Source organism: Herbaspirillum sp. VT-16-41, assembly GCF_001994935.1.
Classification (GTDB): Bacteria; Pseudomonadota; Gammaproteobacteria; order Burkholderiales; family Burkholderiaceae_D; genus Herbaspirillum; species Herbaspirillum frisingense.
Genome location: NZ_MUXB01000016.1, coordinates 85,022 through 108,960 on the forward strand (window position 1 = coordinate 85,022; position 23,939 = coordinate 108,960).

At 63.9% G+C, this 23,939-nt stretch carries 20 protein-coding genes and 1 pseudogene; 14 read left to right on the top strand and 7 right to left on the bottom strand.

Going from position 1 to position 23,939, the window contains the following annotated elements; genetic code table 11:
• Positions 1-10: 10 nt before the first annotated feature.
• Together BTM36_RS00885 and BTM36_RS00890 are read left to right on the top strand one after the other, a co-directional pair.
• Positions 11-3,166: an efflux RND transporter permease subunit gene (locus BTM36_RS00885; protein WP_077234866.1), complete on the top strand. Its 3,156-nt coding sequence runs from the start codon at positions 11-13 to the stop codon at positions 3,164-3,166.
• Positions 3,166-4,683 carry an efflux transporter outer membrane subunit gene (locus BTM36_RS00890; RefSeq protein ID WP_077234867.1) on the top strand — a complete coding sequence of 506 codons (1,518 nt, stop codon included), beginning with the start codon at positions 3,166-3,168 and terminating at the stop codon, positions 4,681-4,683. Before BTM36_RS00885 ends, BTM36_RS00890 begins: the two co-directional genes overlap by 1 nt.
• Positions 4,684-4,762: 79 nt before the next feature.
• Here BTM36_RS00890 and BTM36_RS00895 read toward each other — a convergent pair whose 3' ends face one another.
• Positions 4,763-6,400 carry a methyl-accepting chemotaxis protein gene (locus BTM36_RS00895; protein ID WP_077234868.1) on the bottom strand — a complete coding sequence of 546 codons (1,638 nt, stop codon included), beginning with the start codon at positions 6,398-6,400 and terminating at the stop codon, positions 4,763-4,765.
• Between the two features lie 452 nt (positions 6,401-6,852).
• Here BTM36_RS00895 and BTM36_RS00900 point away from each other — a divergent pair, with 452 nt between their 5' ends.
• The 5 genes from BTM36_RS00900 (at position 6,853) to BTM36_RS00920 (ending at position 11,083) form a co-directional block, all read left to right on the top strand.
• Positions 6,853-7,707: an NAD(P)-dependent oxidoreductase gene (locus BTM36_RS00900; RefSeq protein ID WP_006461180.1), complete on the top strand. Its 855-nt coding sequence runs from the start codon at positions 6,853-6,855 to the stop codon at positions 7,705-7,707.
• A gap of 296 nt (positions 7,708-8,003) precedes the next feature.
• Positions 8,004-8,801, top strand: a complete 798-nt coding sequence (locus tag BTM36_RS00905; protein WP_077234869.1) for an amino acid ABC transporter permease — start codon at positions 8,004-8,006, stop codon at positions 8,799-8,801.
• A complete protein-coding gene (locus tag BTM36_RS00910; protein ID WP_006461182.1) occupies positions 8,798-9,451 on the top strand; it encodes an amino acid ABC transporter permease in 654 nt (217 codons plus the stop codon). The genes BTM36_RS00905 and BTM36_RS00910 overlap by 4 nt, the downstream gene beginning before the upstream one ends.
• Complete coding sequence (locus tag BTM36_RS00915) at positions 9,435-10,229, top strand: amino acid ABC transporter ATP-binding protein (RefSeq protein WP_077234870.1); 795 nt, start codon at positions 9,435-9,437, stop codon at positions 10,227-10,229. The genes BTM36_RS00910 and BTM36_RS00915 overlap by 17 nt, the downstream gene beginning before the upstream one ends.
• Positions 10,230-10,279: 50 nt before the next feature.
• Positions 10,280-11,083 carry a transporter substrate-binding domain-containing protein gene (locus BTM36_RS00920; protein WP_077234871.1) on the top strand — a complete coding sequence of 268 codons (804 nt, stop codon included), beginning with the start codon at positions 10,280-10,282 and terminating at the stop codon, positions 11,081-11,083.
• Between the two features lie 105 nt (positions 11,084-11,188).
• On the opposite strand, the gene BTM36_RS00925 is transcribed toward BTM36_RS00920, so the two are convergent.
• Complete coding sequence (locus BTM36_RS00925; RefSeq protein ID WP_077234872.1) at positions 11,189-11,917, bottom strand: FadR/GntR family transcriptional regulator; 729 nt, start codon at positions 11,915-11,917, stop codon at positions 11,189-11,191.
• A gap of 461 nt (positions 11,918-12,378) precedes the next feature.
• Here BTM36_RS00925 and BTM36_RS00930 point away from each other — a divergent pair, with 461 nt between their 5' ends.
• Entirely contained in the window at positions 12,379-13,635 is a 1,257-nt protein-coding gene (locus tag BTM36_RS00930; RefSeq protein ID WP_077234873.1) for an MFS transporter, read from the top strand.
• Positions 13,636-13,719: 84 nt separating this feature from the next.
• Here the strand turns inward: BTM36_RS00930 and yfcF are convergent, their stop codons facing one another.
• Positions 13,720-14,406, bottom strand: a complete 687-nt coding sequence (gene yfcF, locus BTM36_RS00935; protein WP_168189722.1) for a glutathione transferase — start codon at positions 14,404-14,406, stop codon at positions 13,720-13,722.
• A gap of 444 nt (positions 14,407-14,850) precedes the next feature.
• On the opposite strand from yfcF, the gene BTM36_RS00940 reads away from it, so the two are divergent.
• Both BTM36_RS00940 and BTM36_RS00945 read left to right on the top strand, forming a co-directional pair.
• A complete protein-coding gene (locus BTM36_RS00940) occupies positions 14,851-15,147 on the top strand; it encodes a type II toxin-antitoxin system MqsR family toxin (RefSeq protein WP_077234935.1) in 297 nt (98 codons plus the stop codon).
• Position 15,148: 1 nt separating this feature from the next.
• On the top strand, positions 15,149-15,631 hold the full coding sequence (locus tag BTM36_RS00945) for a type II TA system antitoxin MqsA family protein (RefSeq protein ID WP_077234874.1): 483 nt from the start codon (positions 15,149-15,151) through the stop codon (positions 15,629-15,631).
• Between the two features lie 17 nt (positions 15,632-15,648).
• Here the strand turns inward: BTM36_RS00945 and BTM36_RS00950 are convergent, their stop codons facing one another.
• Positions 15,649-16,380 carry a GntR family transcriptional regulator gene (locus tag BTM36_RS00950; protein ID WP_077234875.1) on the bottom strand — a complete coding sequence of 244 codons (732 nt, stop codon included), beginning with the start codon at positions 16,378-16,380 and terminating at the stop codon, positions 15,649-15,651.
• A 376-nt stretch (positions 16,381-16,756) separates the two neighbouring features.
• Between BTM36_RS00950 and BTM36_RS00955 the strand changes: the two genes are divergently transcribed.
• The 3 genes from BTM36_RS00955 (at position 16,757) to BTM36_RS00965 (ending at position 20,570) form a co-directional block, all read left to right on the top strand.
• The gene (locus tag BTM36_RS00955; RefSeq protein ID WP_077234876.1) at positions 16,757-17,998 is read left to right on the top strand and encodes an MFS transporter; all 1,242 of its coding nucleotides are present in this window, start codon (positions 16,757-16,759) and stop codon (positions 17,996-17,998) included.
• Positions 17,995-18,825, top strand: coding sequence for an amidohydrolase (locus BTM36_RS00960; protein ID WP_077234877.1), 831 nt, complete (start codon positions 17,995-17,997; stop codon positions 18,823-18,825). The genes BTM36_RS00955 and BTM36_RS00960 overlap by 4 nt, the downstream gene beginning before the upstream one ends.
• A gap of 173 nt (positions 18,826-18,998) precedes the next feature.
• Entirely contained in the window at positions 18,999-20,570 is a 1,572-nt protein-coding gene (locus BTM36_RS00965; RefSeq protein ID WP_077234878.1) for a methyl-accepting chemotaxis protein, read from the top strand.
• A 59-nt stretch (positions 20,571-20,629) separates the two neighbouring features.
• On the opposite strand, the gene BTM36_RS00970 is transcribed toward BTM36_RS00965, so the two are convergent.
• Complete coding sequence (locus BTM36_RS00970) at positions 20,630-21,268, bottom strand: cysteine hydrolase family protein (protein WP_077234879.1); 639 nt, start codon at positions 21,266-21,268, stop codon at positions 20,630-20,632.
• A 228-nt stretch (positions 21,269-21,496) separates the two neighbouring features.
• On the opposite strand from BTM36_RS00970, the gene BTM36_RS00975 reads away from it, so the two are divergent.
• Positions 21,497-23,179, top strand: a complete 1,683-nt coding sequence (locus tag BTM36_RS00975) for a phosphoethanolamine transferase (RefSeq protein WP_077234880.1) — start codon at positions 21,497-21,499, stop codon at positions 23,177-23,179.
• A 10-nt stretch (positions 23,180-23,189) separates the two neighbouring features.
• On the opposite strand, the gene BTM36_RS00980 is transcribed toward BTM36_RS00975, so the two are convergent.
• Complete coding sequence (locus tag BTM36_RS00980; protein WP_077234881.1) at positions 23,190-23,645, bottom strand: SRPBCC family protein; 456 nt, start codon at positions 23,643-23,645, stop codon at positions 23,190-23,192.
• 119 nt (positions 23,646-23,764) lie between these two features.
• A pseudogene (locus tag BTM36_RS28875) lies at positions 23,765-23,905 on the bottom strand (VOC family protein); the annotation flags it as partial.
• Positions 23,906-23,939 lie beyond the last annotated feature (34 nt).

Sequence of the window (23,939 nt, forward strand, 5' to 3'; positions counted from 1 at the left end):
CGGGGCGCACATGGCACGTTTCTTCATCGACCGGCCCATCTTCGCGTGGGTCATCGCCATCATCATCATGCTGGGTGGCCTGATGGCCATCCGTTCCTTGTCGCTGGAGCAGTATCCCGACATCGCTCCGCCCAAGGTCAACATCAAGGCCACCTATACCGGTGCCTCGGCCAAGACCCTGGAGGACTCGGTGACCCAGGTCATCGAGCAGCAGATGAAGGGCCTGGACAACCTGCAATACATGTCGGCCAGCTCCAGCTCGGCCGGCAGCGCCACGGTCTCGCTCACCTTCACTGCCGGCACCAATCCGGACGTGGCGCAGATGCAGGTGCAGAACAAGCTGCAGCAGGTCACGGCGCGGCTGCCGCAGGCGGTGCAGAACAATGGTGTGACCGTCACCAAGGCCTCCACCGACATCCTGATGGTGTTGTCGCTGACCTCGGATGATCCGCGCATCACCAGCATCGATATCGGCGACTTCATCAGCAGCACCCTGACCGACCAGATCAGCCGGGTCGAGGGTGTGGGTGACGTCACCGCCTTCGGTACCAACTATGCGATGCGCATCTGGATCGATCCCGCCAAGCTGCAGAAATATGCGCTGATGCCGTCCGACGTCACCAGCGCCCTGGAAGCCCAGAACACCGAAGTCTCCGCCGGCGAGATCGGTGCGCTGCCGGCCCGGCCCGGCCAGCAGATCAATGCCACCATCACCGCGCGCAGCAAGCTGACCACGCCCGATGAATTCCGCAACATCATCGTCAAGTCGTCGGCCGATGGTTCGCTGGTCAAGCTTTCCGACGTGGCGCGGGTGGAGCTCGGTGGCGAGAGCTACCAGGTGGCCTCGCAGCAGAACGGCAAGCCGTCCTCGGCGCTGGCCATCCAGCTGGCCACCGGCGCCAATGCGCTGGCCACGGCCGATGCGGTCAAGCAGAAGATGGCCGAGCTGGAGCCGTACTTCCCGGCCTCCATGAAGCTCAAGACCAATGTCGCCTATGACACCACGCCGTTTGTGAGGGTGTCCCTGGAAGAGGTGGTCAAGACCCTGATCGAAGCCATCGTGCTGGTGGTGCTGATCATGTACCTGTTCCTGCAGAACCTGCGGGCTACCTTCATCCCGGCCATCACGGTGCCGGTGGTGCTGCTGGGGACCTTCGGCATCCTCGCCATGTTCGGCTATTCGATCAACACGCTGACCATGTTCGGCCTGGTGCTGGCCATCGGCCTGCTGGTGGATGATGCCATCGTGGTGGTCGAGAACGTCGAACGCCTGATGAGCGAGGAAAAACTCAGTCCCCGTGAGGCTACCCGCAAGTCCATGCAGGAGATCACCGGCGCGCTGGTGGGCATTGCCATGGTGCTGTCGGCGGTGTTCATTCCGATGGCCTTCTTCGGTGGCTCCACCGGCGTGATCTATCGCCAGTTCTCCATCACCATCGTCTCGGCCATGGCGCTGTCGGTGATGGTGGCGCTGACCCTGACCCCGGCGCTGTGCGCCACACTGTTGAAGCCCCATGCCGCCGGCCATGTGCAGCAGGGCCGTTTCTTCACCTGGTTCAACCGCACCTTCGATCGCAGTGCCACGCGCTACCAGGGTGGCGTGGCCGGCCTGCTGCAGCGTGGCAAGCGCGGCCTGCTGATGTATGCCCTGATCGCGGCGGCCATGGCGATCCTGTTCATGCGCCTGCCGACATCCTTCCTGCCGGAAGAGGACCAGGGCGTGCTGATGGCGCAGATCCAGCTGCCTACCGGCGCCACGGCCGAGCAGACCGCCACCGTGGTCAAGACCGTGCAGGAATACTTCATGAACAAGCCGGAGTCGGTCGATTCGGTGCTGGCCATCGTCGGTGCCGGCGTGGGCGGCAATAGCCAGAACGGTGCGCGGGCCTTCATCCGCCTCAAGCCCTGGGATGCGCGCACGGGGGCTGACCAGTCGGCCTCGGCTCTGGTGCGTCGTGCCAATGCGGACCTGTCCAAGATCCGTGGCGCGCGGGTGTTCCTGATGAACCCGCCGGCGGTGCGTGGCCTGGGTCAGAGTTCCGGCTTCGACCTCGAACTGAAGGACGTCGGTGGTGTGGGTCACGATGCCCTGTTGAAGGCACGCGACCAGTTCCTGCAGCTGGCGCGCAGCAATGCGCTGTTGGCCAACGTGCGCACCACCGGCCTGGACGATACGCCGCAGCTGCGCGTGGCCATCGATGACCGCAAGGCTGATGCGCTGTCGATTGCGACCGCCGATATCAATGCCACCCTGGCCACCGCCATGGGCGGTACCTACGTCAACGACTTCCTCAGCAATGGCCGGGTCAAGAAGGTCTATGTGCAGGGCGATGCGCCGTTCCGCATGCAGGCCGATGACCTCAACCGCTGGTATGTGCGCAACTCGGCCAGCCAGATGGTGCCGTTCTCGGCCTTCATGAGCAGCCAATGGACCTATGGACCGTCGCTGCTGGAGCGCTACAACGGCGTGTCTTCCTTCGAGATCGTCGGTGAACCGGCGGCCGGGGTGAGTTCGGGGACCGCCATGGCGGAGGTGGAAAAGCTGGTGGCGCAACTGCCGGCGGGCATCGGTTTCGAGTGGACTGGTTCGTCCTACCAGGAGCGGCTCTCGGGCAACCAGGCACCAATGCTGTATGCGATTTCCATCCTCTTCGTGTTCCTCTGCCTGGCAGCGCTCTACGAGAGCTGGTCGGTTCCCTTCGCGGTGATCCTCGCGGTGCCGCTGGGGATTGTGGGTACCGTGCTGCTCACCGGTGTCTTCGGCATGTCCAATGACGTGTATTTCCAGGTCGGCCTGCTGACCACGGTGGGCCTGTCGGCCAAGAACGCGATCCTGATCGTGGAATTCGCCAAGCAGTTGCACGAGTCCGGGAAGAGCCTGCGCGATGCCACGCTGGAGGCGGTGCAGCTGCGCCTGCGGCCGATCCTGATGACCTCGCTGGCCTTCATGTTCGGCGTGCTGCCACTGGCCCTGGCCAGCGGTGCCGGCTCGGCCAGCCGCCGTGCCATCGGTACCGGTGTGCTGGGCGGGATGTTGTCGGCCACCATGCTGGGCATCTTCTTCGTGCCCTTGTTCTATTACCTGATCGGCACCTGGCTGGACCGCCGCGCCGCGGCCAGACCGCGCCGGGATGACGATCACGCCATGCCAAAGGAGGGCCTGTGATGATGCGCCCGATGATCCACAACAAACACCTGCGCACCGTCCTGGCGCTGGCCCTGAGCGCTGCCCTGGCCGGCTGCGCCAACCTCGCGCCAGACTATGCGCAACCGGCCGCGCCGGTTCCGGCCAGCTGGTCGCAACAGGTCGATGGCAAGCCCTTGGTCACCAGTGGTTCGCGCGCTGCCGGCGAGATCGATGCCGACCAGTTGGGCTGGCGTGAGTTCTTCATCGACCCGCGCCTGCAGCAGGTGATCGCCGCCGCGCTGGAGAACAACCGCGACTTGCGCGTGGCTGCCTTGAACATCGAGAAGGCGCGTGCCGAATATCGCATTGCCGATGCCGACCGCTATCCGGCCATCTCCGCCACCGGCACCAGCAGCGCCAGCCGCACGCCGTCCGAGTTATCCACCAGTGGCCGCGCCACGGTGACGCGCCAGCAGAGCGTTACCGTGGGCATCAGCGCCTACGAGCTGGATTTCTTCGGGCGCCTGAAGAACCTCTCCGATGCCGCGCTGGAGACCTATCAGTACCAGGTCGAGACCCGCCGCAGCACCCACATCAGCCTGGTGGCCGAGGTCGCCACGGCCTGGCTCACGCTGGCCTCCGATCGCGAGCGCCTGAAGCTGGCGCAGGACACCTATGCCAGCCAGTCACGTACCTTCGAACTGAGCCAGCGCAGTCACGAGATCGGCACCGTCTCCGGGGTCGACCTGGCCAGCCAGGAAGCCACCGTGGAAAGCGCCCGCGCCGACGTGGCCAGCTATACCAGCCAGGTGGCGCAGGATCTCAATGCCTTGCGTCTGCTGGTGGGCACGGATGTCGATGCGACGCTGTTGCCCAGCGGCCTGCCGGAAACCGCCAGCGTGCTGCCCTCCACCCCGTCCGGCCTGCCCTCGGCAGTGCTGTTGCGTCGTCCGGACGTGCTGGCGGCCGAGCATACGCTCAAGTCCGCCAATGCCGATATCGGGGCGGCGCGTGCGGCCTTCTTCCCCAGCATTTCACTTACCGCCGATGGCGGTACTGCCAGTCGTACGCTGGGGGGCTTGTTCAAGGCGGGCAGCGGCAGCTGGAGCTTCGTCCCGTCCATCAACCTGCCCATCTTCAATGCCGGCAGCCTGCGCGCCAGCCTGGATGCGGCCAAGATCACGCGCAACATCGACGTGGCCAATTACGAGAAGGCCATCCAGACCGCCTTCCGTGAAGTGGCTGATGCGCTGGCCGTGCGCGCCACGCTGGATCAGCAACTGGATGCCCAGGGCAAGGCGACCGCCGCCAGCGACAAGGCATTCCGCCTGTCCGAGGCGCGCTACAGGAACGGCATCGACAGCTACCTCACGACGCTGGTGGCACAGCGTACGCTCTATTCGGCGCAGCAGACCCTGATCTCGCTGCGGCTGACCGAGCAGAGCAATCGCATCACGCTCTACAAGGTGCTGGGCGGTGGCTGGTACGAGCAGACCCAGCAGACCCAGCCCGCGTCGGCTTCGGCCTCGGCTGCGGACAAGGGTGCGCCTTCCTGATTGCATTGGCCGCCTCACAAGATGAAACGCCGCGACCTGTTACCGGGTCGCGGCGTTTGTATTTCCATTTCTTCCTGGATCAGCGCAGACCGAGGCTGGCGCGCGCGGGCGTGATATCGATGGTGCGGTGTTCTCCATCCTCCCGCGCCGGCTGACCTTCCATCTGCGCTGCACTGAGCTTGAAGGCATCCACCAGGTGGTTCAGATGGTCGGCCTGCTGGCTCATCGATTGCGAGGCTGCTGCGGCTTGTTCGACCAGCGCGGCGTTCTGCTGGGTGTTTTCATCCAGACGCGCGATGGCGTGCTGCATCGCCTGGATGCCTTCGGCCTGCTGGCGACCTGCGGCGCTGATCTCGGCCACCACGGCGGTGACACGCTGCACGCTGGTGACCACTTCCTGCATGGTGCCGCCGGCATGCTGCACCAGGCGACTGCCGTCGGCCACGCTGGCCACCGAACTGTCGATGAGGTGCTTGATCTCGCGGGCGGCGGCGGCCGAGCGTTGCGCCAGCGACCGGACCTCCGAGGCCACGACCGCGAAACCGCGTCCCTGTTCACCGGCACGCGCCGCTTCGACGGCGGCATTGAGCGCCAGGATATTGGTCTGGAAGGCGATGCCATCGATCACGCTGATGATGTCCACGATCTTGCGCGAGGAGGCATCGATCACGCCCATGGTCTCGACCACCTGCTGGACCACCGCGCCACCCTGGCTGGCGATCTCCGAGGCCGAGGCGGCCAGCGTCTCGGCCTGCTGCGCATTGTCGGCATTACGGCGCACCGCCTGGCTCAGTTCATCCATGGCGATCACCGTCTTTTCCAGGGTATCGGCCTGTTGTTCGGTGCGTTCCGACAGGTTCTGGTTGCCCATGGCGATTTCAGTCGAGGCGCTGGCGATGGTGTGGGTCCCGCTGCGGACCTGCTGGACCAGCGAGGCCAGCTTGTCGCGCATGATGCGGATTTCATGGATCAGGCTGGAGCGGTCACCCGGTTCGGTATGGACGGGCGTGGCCAGTTCGCCGTCGGCGATGCGCCCGGCGATTTCCACCGCGTAGCGTGGTTCGCCACCCAGCTGGCCCAGCAGGCTGCGACGGATCTGCCAGGCCGTGACGATCGAGACTGCGAGGATGATCGCGGCACACACCACGATCAGGCGCAGCGAGCTGTCGAACAGGGCTTCGGCGGCATCACTGGCCTGCTGGTTTTCACGTTGCACGGTCTTGAGCAGGGTGTCGATGTCGCTGACGATCTGGCGCCGCAGCGGGCTGCATTCCTTCACGAGGAACTGGCCATAGGCTTCCATCTGGCCGCTCTCGCGATAGCGGCGCGGCCGCTTCAGTTCGTCGGCCATGCTGAGGAGGCCGCTTTTGGCCTTCTCGAACTGGGCATTGCCCGCCATGACCGCGTCCAGCTGGCGCAGCGCTGCCAGATAGATGGCCTTTTGCTCATCCAGCAGGGTCAGTTCGCGGGTGGCGTCGGCATCATCGCGGAAGATATAGGCGTTGCGGGCAGCGATGCCGGTCTGGTCCAGTGCCTCGCGGGCGATGTACAGCGGCTCCAGCTTGCTGGCGGTGACCTGGTTCTGGTAGCGCATCGCGCCGGAGATGGACTGCATGCGGACCAGCGCGATGGCGATCAGCACCAGCATCAATGCGATGACGATGCCGAAGCCGAGACGCAGCTGGGTCCCGATCTTGAGCTTGCTCAGATGATTCATGGGATTGTGACTTTTCTTGTACGTGGAGTCCGGCTGTGGGGGCAGCGGAAGAAGGAGGAGCAGGATTGCCTGCCGCGATGGCCGTTGGGGAGGGCGCGTTGCAGGTTCACTTTCCCGGTGGAAAAGATTTTAGATGAGAGTAATTCCCAGCTCCAAGGACTTTCGGATACGATCGTACGTTTATCTCATTTGATGCGAGTTAACGTTGTTTTGTTGAGAGATAGAGGATATATCGTGTGATTTTCCCGTGAGAATTGCCTACACTGTCGCGCTTTTGACGCGCCTTGTTCGCCATATAAATCCATTTGACAAGGCCTCGCCCGGCGGGAATAATCCGCAAGTGATACGACAACGTACAAGATCGTTTGCAACGATGGCATCTTGTCCGCGATGTCGCCGTTGAACCCGATTCCACAACAACAACGATGAGCAACCATCAGGAGACAGCCCGCATGAGCGCAGATTCCGATCGCGATGCGTGGCAGACCGCACGCTTTTCCCGCCTGTTGCTGACCGGCGCGGCCGGTGGCGTGGGCAAGCAGTTGCGCCCGCGCCTGGCATCCTTTGCCGACAGCGTACGACTGGCCGATCTCGCCAGCGCCATGGAGGCGGCCGGCCCGGCAGCGCCCCACGAGCAGGTACTGGGGTGCGACCTGGCCGACCGTGTTGCAGTCGATGCCATGGTGGCCGGCTGCGAGGCCATCATCCACCTGGGCGGGGTGTCGGTGGAACGGCCCTTCGAGGAAATCTTGGAAGCCAACATCAAGGGTGTCTTCCACATCTATGAAGCGGCACGCCGCCATGGCGTCAAGCGGGTCATCTTCGCCAGTTCCAATCACGTCACCGGTTTCTATCGTCAGGACCAGCGCATCGATGCGCATGATTTGCGTCGTCCCGACGGTTATTACGGGCTGTCCAAGTCCTATGGCGAAGACATGGCGCAGTTCTACTTCGACCGCTATGGCGTGGAGACGGTGAGCATCCGCATCGGTTCGATCTTCCCCGAGGCGACCAATCGCCGCATGCTGGCCAGCTGGATGAGCATGGACGATTTCGAGCAGCTTTTGCGCCGCTCGCTGTTCACCCCGAACGTTGGTCATACCGTGGTCTATGGCATGTCGGCCAATGCGCACACCTGGTGGGACAACCGTTACGCAGCCCATCTGGGCTATGCGCCCAAGGACAGTTCCGAGATCTTTCGTGCCAAGGTGGAAGCCCAGCCGCAGCCGGCCCCGGATGATCCGGTGGCGACCCTGCAGGGTGGTGCCTTCACGGCCGCCGGTCCGTTCGATCCCCTGGTCGGCTGAGCGGCAGGCCAGGTTTCTCTGTCCGGTCCCGATAGCAAGGCAGTACCCAGTCATCGCAGTAGCGTAGTACCTCCCCGGCGGCGTGAAGTCCTTCACCCGCCAGACCTGAAAGCACTCGATGTGCAGCGCGTCGCCCCAGTGCGCGCCGGCCCATCCCGCATGTAAGCGTTTGAGCAGCAGCTTGACCTGAATCGCAGCAAGGCAGCACCCGGTACACCGGGCCGCCCGCACGCAGCAGGATCGCGCACGCGTCGCACCGATGTCCGGTTTCCTTCCACCTTGATGGACCGGCAGCCATGAACTTTTCTCTGGATTTCTCGCCCCTCGCCCCCTATTGGCCGGTATTCCTGCGCGGCGCCTGGCTGACGTTAAGGATGACCAGCGTGGCCGTCATCGCCGGAGTGAGCGTGGGCATCTTCGTCGCGTTCGCCAAGAACAGCCGCAATCGCATCCTCGCCCAGCTGTGCAGCGCCTATATCGAGGTGGTGCGCAATACGCCCTTCCTGGTACAGATATTCCTCTTGTACTTCGGCCTGGCCAGCCTGGGCGTGCGCATGCCGACCTTCGCGGCGGCCACCCTGGCGATGGTGGTCAACATCGCCGCCTATGCGGCCGAGATCATCCGCGCCGGCATCGATTCCGTGCCGCGTGGCCAGATCGAGGCGGCGCAATGCCTGGGCCTGTCGACCTGGCGCATCCGCTGGCACGTGATGCTGCAGCCGGCCATCGAGCGCGTCTATCCGGCACTGACCAGCCAGTTCCTACTGATGATGCAGGCCTCGGCGATGGCCTCGCAGATCTCGGCGGAAGAGTTGACGGCCATCGCCAATACCGTGCAGTCCGATACCTTCCGTTCGCTGGAGACCTATATCGTGGTGGCGCTGCTGTATCTGGTGCTGGCAGTGCTGGTCAAGCTGATCGCCTATGCCGTGGGCGAGACCATCTTCAAGCGTCGCCGCACCCTGCGTCGCGCCGCGGCCCAGGGCCGGCGTAGCCCGGTGAACGATCCGCCCGGCACGGCGCCACTGGTCCACACACCCTACGTGCATGCGGCCGTACGCCTGCGCGCCCGCACCGGTGGGAGGGTCTCATGATGGGCGGCTTTACCTGGACCTACTTCTTTTATCTGGTGCAGTCCATCGGCTGGACCCTGGTGCTCTCGGCGCTGGCCTTCGTGCTGGGCGGTGTCGGCGGTTTCCTCTTGATGCTGGCGCGCATCTCGCCTCGGGCCTGGCTGCGGCGCCCCGCCTTGCTCTTCATTGAGTGCATACAGGGCATTCCCCTGCTGATCCTGCTGTTCATCGTCTACTTTGGCTTGTCGGTCTACGGCCTGGTGCTGCCGGCGCTGGTGGCGGCCAGCATCGCCATGATGATCTATGCCAGCGCCTATCTGGGCGACATCTGGCGCGGTTGCGTGGAGGCCATGCCACGGCCGCAGTGGGAGGCTTCCGAATGCCTCTCTCTGACGCGCTGGCAGACGCTGCGCCTGGTCATCATCCCGCAGGCGGTTCGTTTGTCGCTGCCACCGACCATCGGCTTCCTGGTGCAGCTGATCAAGATGACCTCGCTGGCCTCGGTGATCGGTTTCGTCGAGCTCACGCATGCCGGGCAGATCATCAACAACTCGATCTTCCAGCCCTTCCTGGTATTCGTGCTGGTCGGAACCTTCTATTTCCTGCTCTGCTATCCCTTATCGCGCTGGAGCGCATCCATGGAGAGAAAACTCAATGTCGGCAATCGTTAATCCGGAGACGGTGACGCACCTGCGTCCCGTGGCGCCCGCCCAGGTGGTGCAGCCCGTCATCGTCAGGCTCGATCAGGTCTATAAGAGCTTCGGCGACAACCAGGTCCTGAAGGGGGTGTCCTTCGAGGTGGCGCGCGGCGAAATGATCGCCATCATCGGTGCCTCCGGCTCGGGCAAGAGCACGGCGCTGCGCTGCATCGACCGGCTGGAGACCATCGACTCCGGCAGCATCGAGGTGGCCGGCATCCGCGTCGATGATCCGCAGGTGGACCTGCATCGCCTGCGCCGCGAGGTGGGCATCGTCTTCCAGAGCTACAACCTGTTCCCCCACCTGAACGTGCTGGAGAACGTGATGCTGGCCCTGCGCCACGTCAAGCAGCAGGACAAGGCCGAGGCGCGACGGGTGGCGCTGGCGGCGCTGGCCCAGGTCGGGCTGGACGAAAAGGCCGTAGCCTATCCCGAGCAACTCTCTGGTGGTCAGCAACAGCGTGTGGCCATTGCGCGCTCGCTGGCGATGTCGCCCAAGGTGATGCTGTTCGACGAGGTGACCTCGGCGCTGGACCCGCAACTGACCGGTGAAGTGCTGCGCGTGATGGAAGACCTGGCCGCCAACGGCATGACCATGCTGCTGGTGACGCACGAGATGAACTTCGCCAAGCGCGTGGCCGACCGCATCATCTACATGCATCAGGGCCGGGTCTGGGAAGTCGGCCCCGGCGAGATGCTGGACCATCCCCATACCCCCGAACTGAAGGCTTTCCTGGCTGCCGACCTGTAGCCCAACGGCGTCCCTTGCTGCTTCACCCATATCTATAACGGAGACTCAACATGCCCCTGCCATCCTTCCACCGCTGGACCCGCACCGCCATAGCCGTCATCCTGCTCGGCCTGGCCACCCAGAGCGCACTGGCCGACCAGCTCGACGATATCCGCAAGTCCGGCAAGATCCGCATTGCCACCACCATCAGCACACCCTTGTTCGGTTTCACCGACGACAAGCTGCAACTGGCCGGTTCCGATGTCGACGCCGCGCGCCTGCTGGCACAGGACCTCGGCGTGCAGCTTGAGCTGGCCGGCGTCACCAATGCCGCCCGCGTGCCGACCCTGCAGGCCAATCGCGCCGACATCGTGGTGGGCTCGCTGTCGATCACGCCGGAGCGGCAGAAGGTCATTGATTTCTCGGTGCCCTATGCGGTCATCAGTCTCATCATCGGTGGTCCCGCCAGCATGGCCGTCAAGGATTACGCCGGCCTCGACGGCAAGCGCGTCGGCGTGACCCGCGCCACGCCCAATGACACCCTGACCACGCAGAACGCCAAAGGCGCCGAGGTGGTGCGCTATGAAGACGACGCCACCCTGATCACCTCGATGGTGACCGGTCAGATCGACCTGTTCTCCAGCACGCCGTCCAACCTGCAGGAGATGCAGAAGAAGGCAGCGGGCAAGAACCTGGAAATGAAATTCGAGCAAAAGGCCTTCGACCTGGGCATCGCCATGAACAAGAACCAGCCGCGCCTGAAGGAGTGGATCGACAACTGGGTGCGGACCAACCAGAAGAACGGCAAGCTCAATGCCATCTACAAGAAATACCACGGCCGCGACCTGCCGCAGGCGATCCAGAATCCGCAGTAGGCGAGGGCGGGCATAGGACGCGTCAGGTTTGCCTGAACAAAAGGACCGGGACAATTCCGGTCCTTTTGTTTTTCTTGGCTCGCTTTTGGCGATACCTGGCGTCGATCAGCCGCCCTCGAAGATGCGCAGCCGCGCCAGGCCGATATGTCCGCGCATGGCCGCTTCGGCCCGCTCGCGCGAACCCTCGGCGATGGCCTGGACAATGGCCTGGTGCTCGTCGTCGATGGTCTGGATGCGCACACTGTCCTGGGGCGAGCCCAGATTCCGGGCCAGCTCCATGCACTGGCGTATCGGTCCCAGCGCATGCTCGATGGTTGAGATGAAGAAGGGGTTGCGGCTGGCGCGGGCGATGGCCATGTGCAGCGCCAGGTCTTCCTCGACCCCGGTCTGGCCCTTCAGTTGCGCACTGCGCAGAGCTTGCAGGCAGGCGTGCATCAGGCGCACGTCGTCTTCCTGACGCGCCAGGGCGGCGATGCCGGCCGCGCCCACTTCCACGCATTCCCGAAAGGCGTAGTAGCGCTCCATGTCATGGATGCTGGCGATCTGCGCCGGTACGCTGTTTTGCAGGGACGGCAGGCGCTGCACATAGTTGCCGGAGCCGCGGCGCGATACCACGATGCCCTCCGAACGCAGCCGCGACAGCGCCTCGCGCACCGTGGTGCGGGAGGCCTGGTAGCGCTGTGCCAGTTCCACCTCGGTCGGCAGGCGGCGGTTCTCGCCCAGTTCGCCGCGCAGGATGGCGGCGATGATCTGCTTGCAGATATCTTCTGAGCGGCTGAGCTGGCCGGGCGCTGGCGTTGGGGCAGGGGGCGGCGGTGTGCGGGATTCTGACATGTACGATGACTGCTGCCGTTGAGTTCTTCTCCGGACACTATGAAGGACTCGCCCTGGCTGCGCAAGCCAGCGCGGCCAAAAGCTGTTGCAATTCGTGCAACCGAGCCGAAAACCGCATTAAAAAGCGCTTCCAGGCTGCCAGATGGCGCGAATCCGGTTGACTTCATGGACGTCGATCATTAAAGTTGTCCACCTGCATTCGAAATTAGTCGGACTAATTACGCTCTTACTTATACGACATCGTATAATTGCAGCCATAAAAAAGACAACAGCAGCCAGTGTGGAGACCGGTATGAAACCAAGACCTGCCTAGCCCTCTCAAGCCTCCGGCCGTCCTCAGGACGGCCGGGATTGTATCCCTGCGCGTCATCCACCGTCGTCCGGCCTGTCCGGCGACGCGCGCAGCAGGGACGGCCCGCTGCAGTACTGCCCATTTGAATAAAAATCCTTTTGGAGACGCCATGAAGTACGTAAGAGGAATCCGCTGGTACATGGTCACCCTGGTGACCCTGGCCCTGATCGTCAATTACCTGGCCCGCAATACCTTGTCGGTGGCCGCACCGACCATGATGAAAGAGCTGGACATGAGCACCCAGCAGTATTCCTACATCGTGGTGTCGTGGCAGATCTGCTATGCCCTCATGCAGCCGGTGGCGGGCTACATCCTTGATGCGGTAGGGACCAAGATCGGTTTCGGCATCTTCGCGCTGGCCTGGTCGCTGGTGTGCGCCGCCGCTGCCATGGCCACCGGCTGGCAGAGCCTGGCCTTTTTCCGGGCGCTGCTGGGCGTGACCGAGGCGGCTGGCATCCCGGGCGGGGTGAAGGCTTCCACCGAGTGGTTCCCGGCCAAGGAGCGCTCGGTGGCCATCGGCTGGTTCAACATCGGTCCCTCCATCGGCGCCCTGTGTGCGCCGCCCCTGGTGGTGTGGACCATCCTGCACGGCGGATGGCGGATGTCCTTCGTGGTGGTGGGCGTGCTGGGGGTGATCTGGTTCGTGCTGTGGATGCTGTTCTACAAGAACCCGCGGGATCAGAAGCTGCTGTCGCCGGAAGAACGTGCCTACATCCTGGACGGCCAGGAACAATCGCCCGAGAAGGTGCAGCGCGAGAGCTGGACGCTCATCGTGCGCAGCCGCAACTTCTGGTCGATCGCCGTTCCGCGCTTCCTGTCGGAGCCGGCCTGGCAGACCTTCAATGCCTGGATTCCGCTGTACATGGCGACCGAGCGCCACATGAACATCAAGGAAATCGCCATGTTCGCCTGGTTGCCCTTCCTGGCCGCCGACATCGGTTGCGTGCTGGGTGGCTACCTGAGCCCGTTCTTCCACAAGCATCTCAATGTGTCACTGTTCACCTCGCGCAAGCTGGTCATGCTGGTGGGAAGCCTGGCCATGATCGGGCCGGCCTGCGTGGGCTTCGTGGATAGTCCCTATGTGGCTATCGCGCTGCTGTCCATTGGTGGTTTCGCCCACCAGACGCTGTCGGGTGCGCTGTATTCGATCACTTCCGACGTCTTCACCCGCAACCAGGTGGCGACCGCCACTGGCTTGACCGGCATGAGCGGTTACCTGGGGGCGACCTTGTTCACCCTGCTGTTTGGCATCCTGGTCACGCAGATCGGCTATGGCCCGCTGTTTGTGCTGCTGGCGGTGTTCGATCTGGTCGCCGTGGCGGTGGTGTTTGCGTTGGCCCGTCCGCGCGCGCAGGCGCTGGCCTGACGGTATCGCAGGCGAGAGTGGGACAGGGGCGGCGTCGAGAGGCGCCGCCCCTTTTTCATGGGTCATGAGACCCGCAAGCCCGGATCAACTTGCCAATGGCGGACGCTGCAACACTACCCATTCCTGCACGGCCGGCCGTTGCCACTGGACCTGCGCGTAACGGAGCAGGGCCTCTGGCACCGGGTCACCGTGCAGGGCCAGCCGGTTGAGCATCAGCGCCAGGTCGGTATCGGCAATGCTCCATCCATCGAACAGACTGGACGCACCCGGCGCCAACAGGCTCTCGGCAAAGCGGAACAGGCGCGACGCCGCCGCCTGGCCCGCCGCCGTCAGCGGCGCCTTCTTGGCGCCATAGAACAGCACCTGCGTATTGCGCTCTTCACGAATCGGCATCAGGTCGCTACGCAGCCAGGCCTGCACCTGTCGCGCCCGTGCGCGCTGCACGGGATCTTGCGGATAGAGCCGCGGGCCGGCGAAGACCTCATCCAGGTATTCGGTGATGGCGGAGGACTCCGATAGCGCCAGCGTGCCGTGCAGCAGCGTCGGCACGCGCGCCGTCAGCGACAGCTCGGCATAGGCCGGTGCCAGGTTGGCGGCGGCGTCGAGATCCACGGTCTGCAACGTGAAGGGCAACTGCTTCTCGCGCAGGGCCACGAAGACCGACATGGCGTAGGGGCTGGCGTACTGCGCGTCGGCGTAGAGCTGCAGCGCATTGTCGGCGGTGGCGGGAAAGGCGCCGGCTATCTGGAGTCCGGTAAAACTGTTTTGCATGAGTACCTCTGGAAGAACGGTTGAAGAAAGCCGTTCCGCCGGCGCTGCCGGGCGAGGTCTGAAAGGGGAAATACTGCTGCGATCCAGTCCCGCCAGGCGATCCGCCGGACGGGACGTGACATCCCCGTCAGCGGAGATGCCGTTTTTTGGTATTCAGCCCGCACGCGCGCAGGCCTGCCGCCGGGAGGGCAGTGGACTTGCGGGTGATGGATCGCTTCAGATTCATGGTGCGGGAAGTGACGGGCTGAGTGACGATAGTAAACGAGATCTCCTCAGGATTTCAAACCATCTGTCTGAAATCCGCACAAGTCGCACCACACTCCCTCCTTCGCTCCACCTCTCCGGCTGCATACATCAGTCGTATCCGACCTTGTTGCGCAGTTTTCTCGAACAATTTTTGCCCATATCACCTTGGTTTGCGTAACCAGGATGGTTACCATGCACATGGAAAAGCACACGCCTCACCGCAAGCTGTATCAAATCCATTCACTGCTCGCCCAGGGGCGAATCCGCAAAACTGCGACGGCCATCCTGGGCGCCGCAGCACTGGGCATGGACGAATCGGAGATGACCGCAGTGGTGGCAGCGCTCAAGAGCAGTGATTTCTACAAGAGCATGACCAGCCACCTGGATCACCGGATCTGGCATGACGTGTACTGCCCGCTGACCCGTCATGGCGTGCTGTACATCAAGCTGACCGTGCTGGATGACGTATTGATCGTATCGTTCAAGGAGAGATGAGATGAAGTGTCCCAGTTGCGGCGGTGCCGAGATGGTCCGCGCCACCCGAGACTTGCCCTATACCTATAAGGGCGAGACCACCCTTATCGGGGGCGTGACAGGTGACTATTGCCCGCTCTGCGGTGAATGCCTGCCCCTGCCTGCGGAGGAAGAAAGAGTCTCTTCCGAGGCACTGGCCTTCAACAAGGAGGTCAATGCCGGCCTCATCGATCCTGCCGAGATCATCGAGGCACGCGAGCTCCTGCAGTTGGGCCAGCGCGAAGCCAGCCTGCTGTTCGGCGGCGGCATCAATGCCTTCAACCGTTACGAGGCCGGGAAGATCAAGCCGCCACGCGCGTTGGTATTGTTGCTGCGCCTGCTGCGCAAGCATCCGGATTTGCTGGCCGAGGTAAGGGCCGGGACGAACGATGTAGCGCGCCCGCCCCATATACTGGAAATCCGGGAACCAGGGGCCGCCCGGCTGACCCAGGGTCGACGCAAGTAGCGTCCCGGCAGCTGCCGCTAGCGAATCTCCGCGCTATACCTGAACTTGCTCGCCGCCCCCCTGGACTGCCGCCACTCCAGCGGTGTTCCGTCCGAACCGAAGGCGATGCGTTCGATCACCACTACCGGCGTCTTTTCCTTCAAGCCCAGCAGGCGCGCCTGCGCCGCCGTCACCGTTTCCACTGTCAGGGTCTCGCGGGCCGAGGCCACGATCAGGCCGCATTCACGTTCATACAGCGGATAGAGCAGGTCGCCGAAATCTTCCGGCGCCTTGTCGGCCAGGGCCTTGAACCGCTGGGCGCAGAGATAGATGTTCTCGGCCAGCACCGGTTGATCGTCCACCGTGCGCAGGCGCAGCAGTTCGATCACCCGGGCATGGGGCTTGAGGTGCAGGGCCTCGGCCACCTGACGTGGTGCCTCGATGATCTTGCGGCCGACGATGACGCTCCTGGGCGCCAGCGGTTGCCCCTCGGCGGATTCGAAACGGAAGAACCGGAACAGGGAATTGTCGAAGCGCGCCTTGCGCACGAAGGTCCCCCGGCCATGCGTACGCTCCACCAGCCCTTCGGCGATGAGCGTTTCGATGGCGCGGCGCACCGTACCCACTGCCATCTGATGGGTCTGGCTGAGCTCCGCTTCCGACGGAATGGCTTGACCCGGTTGCCACTTCTGGGCGCGGATCTGCGCGGCCAACAGGTCGCGCAACTGGAGATAAAGCGGCAGGCGCCCATCGACGGACTGGTCAGGCATGGTGGAACTGGCCTTGCATGGATGAAAGGGGCTCAGTCTACCCGTGGCGCGGCTTGCCCACAACGGCGGGGTGAACAGTGCAGCCCAGCCCTGGCAGGTACAGTGCCGCCGGCATTGTCTTGTGGCCGCATCACGCAGATCATGCCTGCATCCCATGACAGCTACCCGATGCGGCCTGCCAGGAGAGATTGCACCACGAGCGGATGAGGATTGTTGAGGCCATTTGCCTGTGTTATCTTACGCCAACTCATATATATGTCTATATGAGTAATCAACGAGATAATTCAATCAGCTTCGCGCTTCCGTTCATCCCTCCCCAGCCATTGCCGGGAGGGGATCGCACCGGTTGCGCGCCTTCAGCTTAGAGGACGAGACAATGTTTTCATGGTATCGGCAGGTGACTGCCAAGGAACGCAAGACCTTCTGGGCCTGCTTCAGCGGATGGGCGCTGGATGCGCTGGACGTGCAGATGTTCAGCCTGGCCATTCCGGCGCTGATCGCGGCCTTTTCCCTCAGCAAGGCCGATGCCGGCCTGATCAGCGGCGCCACGCTGGTGGCCTCGGCCATCGGCGGCTGGTTTGCCGGCGCCCTGTCGGACCGTTACGGCCGCGTCAAGACACTGCAGATCACCATCATCTGGTTCTCGCTGTTCACCTTCCTGAGCGCCTTTGCCCAGAGCTATCCGCAACTGCTGGTGTTGAAGGCCTTGCAAGGTTTTGGCTTCGGCGGCGAATGGGCGGCCGGTGCCGTGCTGATGGCCGAGACCATCCGCGCCGAACATCGCGGCAAGGCCATGGGCACGGTGCAAAGCGCCTGGGCCGTCGGCTGGGGCGGCGCGGTGTTGCTGTTCTCGGTGCTGTTCTCGCTGCTGCCGCAGGAAATGGCCTGGCGCGTGATGTTCGTCATCGGTCTGTTGCCGGCACTGCTGGTGGTGTACGTGCGCCGCTCGGTGCCGGAAACCGATGCCTTCCTGGCCGGCCGCAAGGCCGCTGACGGCAAGCCTGCAGCCAGCACCCTGCTGGGTATCTTCCGCCCCGACGTGCTGCGCCTGACCATTATCGGCAGCCTGCTGGGGGTGGGCGCCCATGGTGGTTACTACGCGCTGATGACCTGGCTGCCGACCTACCTCAAGACCGAGAAGCACCTGTCGGTGCTCTCCACCGGGGGCTATCTGGCGGTCATCATCGTCGCCTTCTGGTGTGGTTGCATCGCCAGTTCGCAATTGCTCGACCGCATCGGTCGCCGTCGTACCGTGGCTTCGTTTGCCATCTGCTGCGTGCTGACCGTGCTGTGCTACATCTTCCTGCCGCTGACCGACACGCAGATGCTGGTCTGCGGTTTCCCGTTGGGCTTCTTTGCAGCCGGTATTCCGGCCAGCCTGGGTGCGCTGTTCAACGAACTGTATCCGAGCGGCATCCGCGGCACCGGGGTGGGTTTCTGCTACAACTTCGGTCGCGTGGCCTCGGCCGGCTTCCCGGTGCTGGTAGGTCACATGAGTGACTCGATGCCGCTGGGCCAGGCCATCGGCATCGATGCCGCCATCGCCTATTCGCTGGTGGTTGTGGCCGTGCTGATGCTCCCTGAAACCAAGGGCCGCAGCATGGAAACGGCAGCATGAGCAAAGCGGCCAGCACCACCGGCCTGCGCATCGACACCCACGCGCACGTGTTTGCGCGTGGCCTGCCGATGGCTGATGGCCGTCGCTACACCCCGGCCTACGACATCACGGTCGACGAATACCTGGCCCGGCTGGATGCCCAGGGCATGAGTCACGGCGTGCTGGTGCAGCCGAGTTTCCTGGGCAGCGACAACAGCTACATGCTGCAGGCCATCGCCCGCGCACCGGATCGTCTGCGCGGCATCGCCATGGTCGAGCCCGATCTCGGCGAGCAAGCCCTGCTGGCCTTGCAGCAAGGGGGCGTGGTCGGCGTGCGTTTCAACCTGGTGGGAGGCGCACCGCTGCCGGATTTCAAAGGCGCCTGGCGCGACACCCTGCGGCATATCGCGCAACTGGGCTGGCAGGTCGAGATCCATCGCGAGGCGGTGGACCTGCCGCAGGTGCTGGAGCCCTTGCTGGAACTGGGCATGAAGGTCGTGGTGGATCATTTCGGCCGGGTCGATCCGGCCCTGGGCGTGGACGATCCAGGTTTCCGGTACCTGCTCTCCACCGGTGCTTCGCGCCTGGTGTGGGTGAAGCTGTCGGCGCAATACCGCAATGGCGGCAGTGAGGGTGGTGCGCATTTTGCGCGTCAGGCCTGGCCGCTGTTGCGCCAGCATCTGGGGCCGGAGCGCCTGCTCTGGGGCAGCGACTGGCCGCATACCCAGCACGAGAGCATGACCGACTATGCCGACAGCTGGCGGCGATTCGAGGATCTGGTGAGCGATGAGCAGGACCGTCGTCTCATCACCGGCAAGACAGCGGCGCAGTTGTTCGACTTCGCCTGAGTCTGCCGACATGGAGGGTCGGCCGCTCGGGCGGCCCCTCCAGGACCCAGTCCGTGACACGGGCTGGGTCCTTTTGTTTTGCGCAAGAGGAAATATCGAAAAGCCAATCTTCTCAGGCCTTCGGATTTTCTCCGTGACCGATTGGTGGGGTTGGACAGGAAAGGGATATCACAATGAAATGGTTCATGGACAGGAAGATCGCAACCAAGCTGTTGCTCTCCTTCGTCACGGTGCTGGGGCTGATGACGGCGCTTGGCATCTTCTCGCTGTATCAGATGGACAAGGTCAATGACACGGCTACCGAAATCGCCCACAAGTGGGAGCCCAGCATACGCATCAGCCTGATGCTGGAACGCACGCTGGTGCGGGTGCGCTCCACCGAGTTCCAGCACATCCTGGGCAACCAGGAAACCATGGCGACGCTGGAAAAGGCACTGGCCGACCGCTACAAGGAATTCACCAGCCTGGAAGAGCAATACCGCAAGCTCGACCTCACCCCGGAGCAGGCCAGCACATTCGACCAGCTCAGCAAGACCCTGGCCACCTATCTCGTCGAGCACAAGAAGATCATCGCGCTGTCCCACGACAATCACAAGGAAGAGGCGCTGGCTCTGACCAAGGGTGACTCGCTGAAGGCCTATCGCGCCATCGAAAAGCAGTTCTCGACCCTGCGCCTGGCCAACATCGAGCAAAAGGAAGCCGCCAACACCGAGGCTGACCGCGTCTACAACACATCGCAGAACTGGATCATCGGCGTGCTGGCCGCCGGCATCCTGATCGGCCTGATACTGGCCGTGACCATCGCCCGGGTGGTGGCGGGACCCCTGGTCGAGGCCCTGCAACTGGCACGTCGCGTGGCCGACAATGACCTGACCGGTCAGGTCAAGGTGCACGGCCGTGACGAGACCGGCCAGCTGATGCTGGCGCTGAACCACATGACCGAGAGCCTGGGCACGATGGTGGGCGAGGTGCATCGCAGCATCGCCATCATCAATACCGCCTCCGGCGAAATCGCCAGCGGCAATGCCGACCTCTCATCGCGCACCGAATCGCAGGCTTCCAGTCTGGAAGAGACCGCCTCCGCCATGGAGGAACTGACCTCCACCGTGCGCCAGAACGCCGACCACGCGCATCAGGCCAACGAGCTGGTGGCAACGTCCTCACGTCTGGCCAGCGAGGGCGGCGCGGTAGTCGACCGCGTCGTGCAGACCATGAGCGAGATTCGCCTGGGTTCCTCGCGCATCGCCGACATCATCGGCGTGATCGACGGGATCGCCTTCCAGACCAATATCCTGGCGCTCAATGCGGCCGTGGAAGCGGCCCGTGCCGGCGAACAGGGACGCGGTTTCGCGGTGGTGGCCACCGAGGTGCGCAGCCTGGCGCAGCGCTCGGCCGCGGCAGCGCGCGAGATCAAGGAACTGATCGAAGGATCGGTGCAGCAGGTAGCCACCGGCGCGGACCTGGTCGACCAGGCCGGCAAGACCATGCACGAGATCGTCGATTCGGTGGCCCGCGTGGCGACCCTGATGAACGAGATCGCGGTGGCCAGCCGGGAACAGAGTCGCGGCATCGACGAGATCAACCATGCCGTCACGCAGATGGATGAAGGCACCCAGCAGAATGCCGCGCTGGTGGAGGAGGCGGCTGCCGCAGCCCACTCCCTGCGCGACCAGACCGATCAACTGGCCGGCCTGGTGGGACGTTTCCGCCTGCGCGACGGCCAGCGCGTGCTGCTGCCGGCATAGGCCGCGCGGCCGTCACGCTGCCATCCCGTCACGGCCCTGCCGGACGGGATTTTTTTCGCCTAGTTGATCCAGCTCAGTTGGGTCAGTTTCACGCGCTCGCCCAGGCGCGGCGCATTGACCAGGTGCCAGGCCGCATATTGCTCGGCATAGGGGGCGTCGGAGGCCATCAGGTCCACCGGCACCACCACGTCGAAGCCACGCAGCGCTGCGCTGGAGGCCGTATGCAGTACCGCCCCATGGGCTGCGGCACCGATGCAGATGACGGTCTTGATGCCCTTGTCACGCAAGGTCTTTTCCAGGTCGGTATTGAGGAACTTGTCGGGGCCGGACTTGAACAGCGGCTCGCCCGCCTGCATGGCCGCCTCGGGCCAGACATCGGCCGGTGTGCTGGCACCCCCCAGGGTGTGGATCACGGTGATCTTCTTCTCCCGCGCCAGCGCCAGCATCTTGGCTACCCGTGGCAGCATGGCCACGCAGCGCGGACGGGTATCGGGATGGCAGGTCTGGCGCGCCAGGTCCAGCACCAGCAGGGCGGTGGTGGATGGGTCTACGGTGATGTGCGACAGTGCCGGCGCAGCCGGCGCCTTGACCGAGGACCAGTCGTCGTAGACGCCCTGGGCCGAGGCCGGCGACAGGGCGGCCACGCAGGCCGACAGACCGATGAGCGCGACGCAGAGGCGATGGAGGAGGGGACGCATGGTGTTCCTTTCGATAGGGGGAGGTCGCTGGAAAATCTGCACCGGACGCGGGTGCCTGCTATGCAATGTTATCCTCGCGGCCTGGAAACAAATTATCGCTGAGCTTGTCCTATCGCGCAGACTGCGTGTGTGAAACGTGAAGGATGTGACCGGCGCAGGGGAGCGCCGGTGCCGCAATCCATTTCCCGATGACAGCCATATTGCCGACTGGGCGGCGGAAAGACAGCATTGAACAAACTGCTCAAACGACTGTTGCTGGGCCTGGCTGGCCTGGCGGTGTTCTGGGCGCTGGGTCGCATCAGCGCCAACGAGCTGGCCAAGAGCAGCGTGCTCATGGCCACGGCCTTGCCGGGGATCGCCGGCCTGTTCCTGGCGATGCCCGCTTTGCGGCGTCGGCCCGGCTGGTTCTCGGCGGCAAGCCTGGGCATCATCGGCCTGTTCTTGCTGGATGCCGCCATCAAGGGCTTCCTGCGCGACTACTTCGGGCTGCGCCCCAATCCGGTACTGGTGCTGCAGGCCATCTTCAATACCAACCCCGCCGAGAGCAGCGAGTTCTTCCGCCACAACGGGCGTGACGTGGCCGAGGCAGCCGGCCTGCTGTGGCTGACGTGGGGTGCTGTCTGGCTGGCCGAGCGCCGTCTGCGCCGCAGCGAGGTGGGCCAGCCGGCCCCGGTCTGGCGCTGGCGGGGTGTGGCGGGGGTCGGCAGTCTGCTGGCGATCTTCATCGCGCTGCATTTCAACCCGACCATGGCCAAGGAAAATCCCTTGCTGTTCTGGCCCATCCGTTATCTGGATTACCGCGACCAGATGGCCCAGGCCGCCAGCATGGAAGAGAACGTGGCGCGCAACATGGCGCAAAAGTCGGAGTGGCAGGTGCGTTACCACGGTCCCGAACGCAACACCGTGGTGTGGGTGATCGGCGAGAGCCTCAACCGCGCCAACATGTCGCTGTATGGCTATGAGCGTGCGACCTCGCCCACGCTGGAGGCCATGCGCAAGGACCTGATCGTGTTCCGCGACGTGGTCTCCTCTGAGCCTGCCACCATGGCCTCGCTGATGAAGATGCTGACCCCGGCCGACCTGAACGACCCGCAGGCCTGGAACCGCAAGCCGGACGTGCTGATGCTGGCGCGCGAGGCCGGTTTCCGTATCCACTGGCTATCCAATCAGCCACCCAATGACGGCTGGCTGGGGCTGGTCTCGCGACGCGCCGATCATCAGGTCTTCATCAACAAGGGGGCCGGGCGCGGGGAAAACAATTTCGACGGCAACCTCTTGCCGGCCCTGGAAGCCGCCTTGCAGGACCCGGCCCCGAAGAAGCTGATCGTGGTGCACCTGCTGGGCGCCCATCCCACCTACGACATGCGCTATCCCAGCCAGTACGCCCGCTTCGACAGCCTGCGCGACAGCGTGGCCGAACGGCTGGAGAACGCCGACCGCTCGGCCTGGATACGGCAATTGCGCAACGAATACGACAACGCCATCGCCTACAACGACTACGTGCTCGGCAGCATGCTCAGGCTGACCATGAACGATGCGCGCGAAGACAATGCCAGCCTGCTCTTCAGCTCCGACCATGCGCAGGAGGTCGGCCACACCCGCAACCACGCCGGCCAGTCGGTGGCCGATGCCACCGGCTATGAGATCCCGATGCTGGCGTGGACCCGCTCCTTCACCGGCAAGAGCCCGGAAGAAAAAGCCCAGCTCGAATACCGCCCCTACCAGACCGACCAGATGGAACACACGGTATTAGGCCTGCTGGGTGTGGATTCGGTCTATTACGACGCCCGCCACGACATCCTCAGCGAGCGCTTCGTCAGTGCCCACTTCCACCAGTTGCGGCGCATCAACGGCCAGCCCTACCAGCCACGCACGCTGCGTTACAACGAAGCCGCTGCGCAGGGGCAATGACGCAGCGACGTCAGGCGCCGTCCGGGATTTCCGGGTCGACCAGTTGCGCCAGCAGCTGCAATGATTCCTGCCAGCCGGCATAACAGAATTCCAGCGGGATCGACGGCGGTATGCCCTGTTGCACCACCGTCAGTTCGCTGCCCACCAGGTTGGCGGCGATGCTGATGCTGACCTTCATCTCGCCCGGCAGATTGGGATCGTCGAACTTGTCGGTGTAGACGATGCGCTCATGCGGTACCAGCTCCACATAGGTACCGCCGAAGGAGTGCGACTGCCCGGTGCTGAAATTGGTGAACGACATCTTGTGCGAGCCACCGACCTGCGCATCCATGTGATGCACCTTGCCGGTGAAGCCATGGGGCGGCAGCCATTTCACCATGGCGTCGGGATCCAGAAAGGCGCGATAGACGCGCTCCGGCTTGGCCCGCAGGACGCGGAAGATCTTGACGGTATGGGGCTGGCTCATGCGGGTCTCCTCGGGCTGGCGGGTGGATGGTGACGGGCTGCGGGGCGGCAACGGGGCCGGCGCATGCCAGCCTCCGCCGCTCCGGTGATGCTGTCAAGCGCGACCGTGCCGCGTCTGTTTCAGGCCGGGCAATGGCAGACGACTTCGATGTTGTGCCCGTCGGGATCGAGGACAAAGGCGCCGTAGTAATTCGGATGGTAATGGGCGCGAATGCCCGGGCCGCCGTTGTCGCGCCCGCCCTGGGCCAGTGCTGCCGGATGCCGATCTTAGGCGGCGCCGTGCGGCGGGTCAATC

Coding starts and splice junctions, on each gene's coding strand:
- BTM36_RS00930 (WP_077234873.1), top strand. CDS start 12,379: ATGAAGTACGTAAGAGGAATCCGCTGGTACATGGTCACCCTGGTGACC.
- BTM36_RS00925 (WP_077234872.1), bottom strand. CDS start 11,917: ATGTCAGAATCCCGCACACCGCCGCCCCCTGCCCCAACGCCAGCGCCC.
- BTM36_RS00980 (WP_077234881.1), bottom strand. CDS start 23,645: ATGAGCCAGCCCCATACCGTCAAGATCTTCCGCGTCCTGCGGGCCAAG.
- BTM36_RS00970 (WP_077234879.1), bottom strand. CDS start 21,268: ATGCGTCCCCTCCTCCATCGCCTCTGCGTCGCGCTCATCGGTCTGTCG.
- BTM36_RS00965 (WP_077234878.1), top strand. CDS start 18,999: ATGAAATGGTTCATGGACAGGAAGATCGCAACCAAGCTGTTGCTCTCC.
- BTM36_RS00885 (WP_077234866.1), top strand. CDS start 11: ATGGCACGTTTCTTCATCGACCGGCCCATCTTCGCGTGGGTCATCGCC.
- BTM36_RS00945 (WP_077234874.1), top strand. CDS start 15,149: ATGAAGTGTCCCAGTTGCGGCGGTGCCGAGATGGTCCGCGCCACCCGA.
- BTM36_RS00900 (WP_006461180.1), top strand. CDS start 6,853: ATGAGCGCAGATTCCGATCGCGATGCGTGGCAGACCGCACGCTTTTCC.
- BTM36_RS00955 (WP_077234876.1), top strand. CDS start 16,757: ATGTTTTCATGGTATCGGCAGGTGACTGCCAAGGAACGCAAGACCTTC.
- BTM36_RS00895 (WP_077234868.1), bottom strand. CDS start 6,400: ATGAATCATCTGAGCAAGCTCAAGATCGGGACCCAGCTGCGTCTCGGC.
- BTM36_RS00940 (WP_077234935.1), top strand. CDS start 14,851: ATGGAAAAGCACACGCCTCACCGCAAGCTGTATCAAATCCATTCACTG.
- BTM36_RS00920 (WP_077234871.1), top strand. CDS start 10,280: ATGCCCCTGCCATCCTTCCACCGCTGGACCCGCACCGCCATAGCCGTC.
- BTM36_RS00905 (WP_077234869.1), top strand. CDS start 8,004: ATGAACTTTTCTCTGGATTTCTCGCCCCTCGCCCCCTATTGGCCGGTA.
- BTM36_RS00910 (WP_006461182.1), top strand. CDS start 8,798: ATGATGGGCGGCTTTACCTGGACCTACTTCTTTTATCTGGTGCAGTCC.
- BTM36_RS00950 (WP_077234875.1), bottom strand. CDS start 16,380: ATGCCTGACCAGTCCGTCGATGGGCGCCTGCCGCTTTATCTCCAGTTG.
- BTM36_RS00915 (WP_077234870.1), top strand. CDS start 9,435: ATGTCGGCAATCGTTAATCCGGAGACGGTGACGCACCTGCGTCCCGTG.
- yfcF (WP_168189722.1), bottom strand. CDS start 14,406: ATGCAAAACAGTTTTACCGGACTCCAGATAGCCGGCGCCTTTCCCGCC.
- BTM36_RS00890 (WP_077234867.1), top strand. CDS start 3,166: ATGATGCGCCCGATGATCCACAACAAACACCTGCGCACCGTCCTGGCG.
- BTM36_RS00960 (WP_077234877.1), top strand. CDS start 17,995: ATGAGCAAAGCGGCCAGCACCACCGGCCTGCGCATCGACACCCACGCG.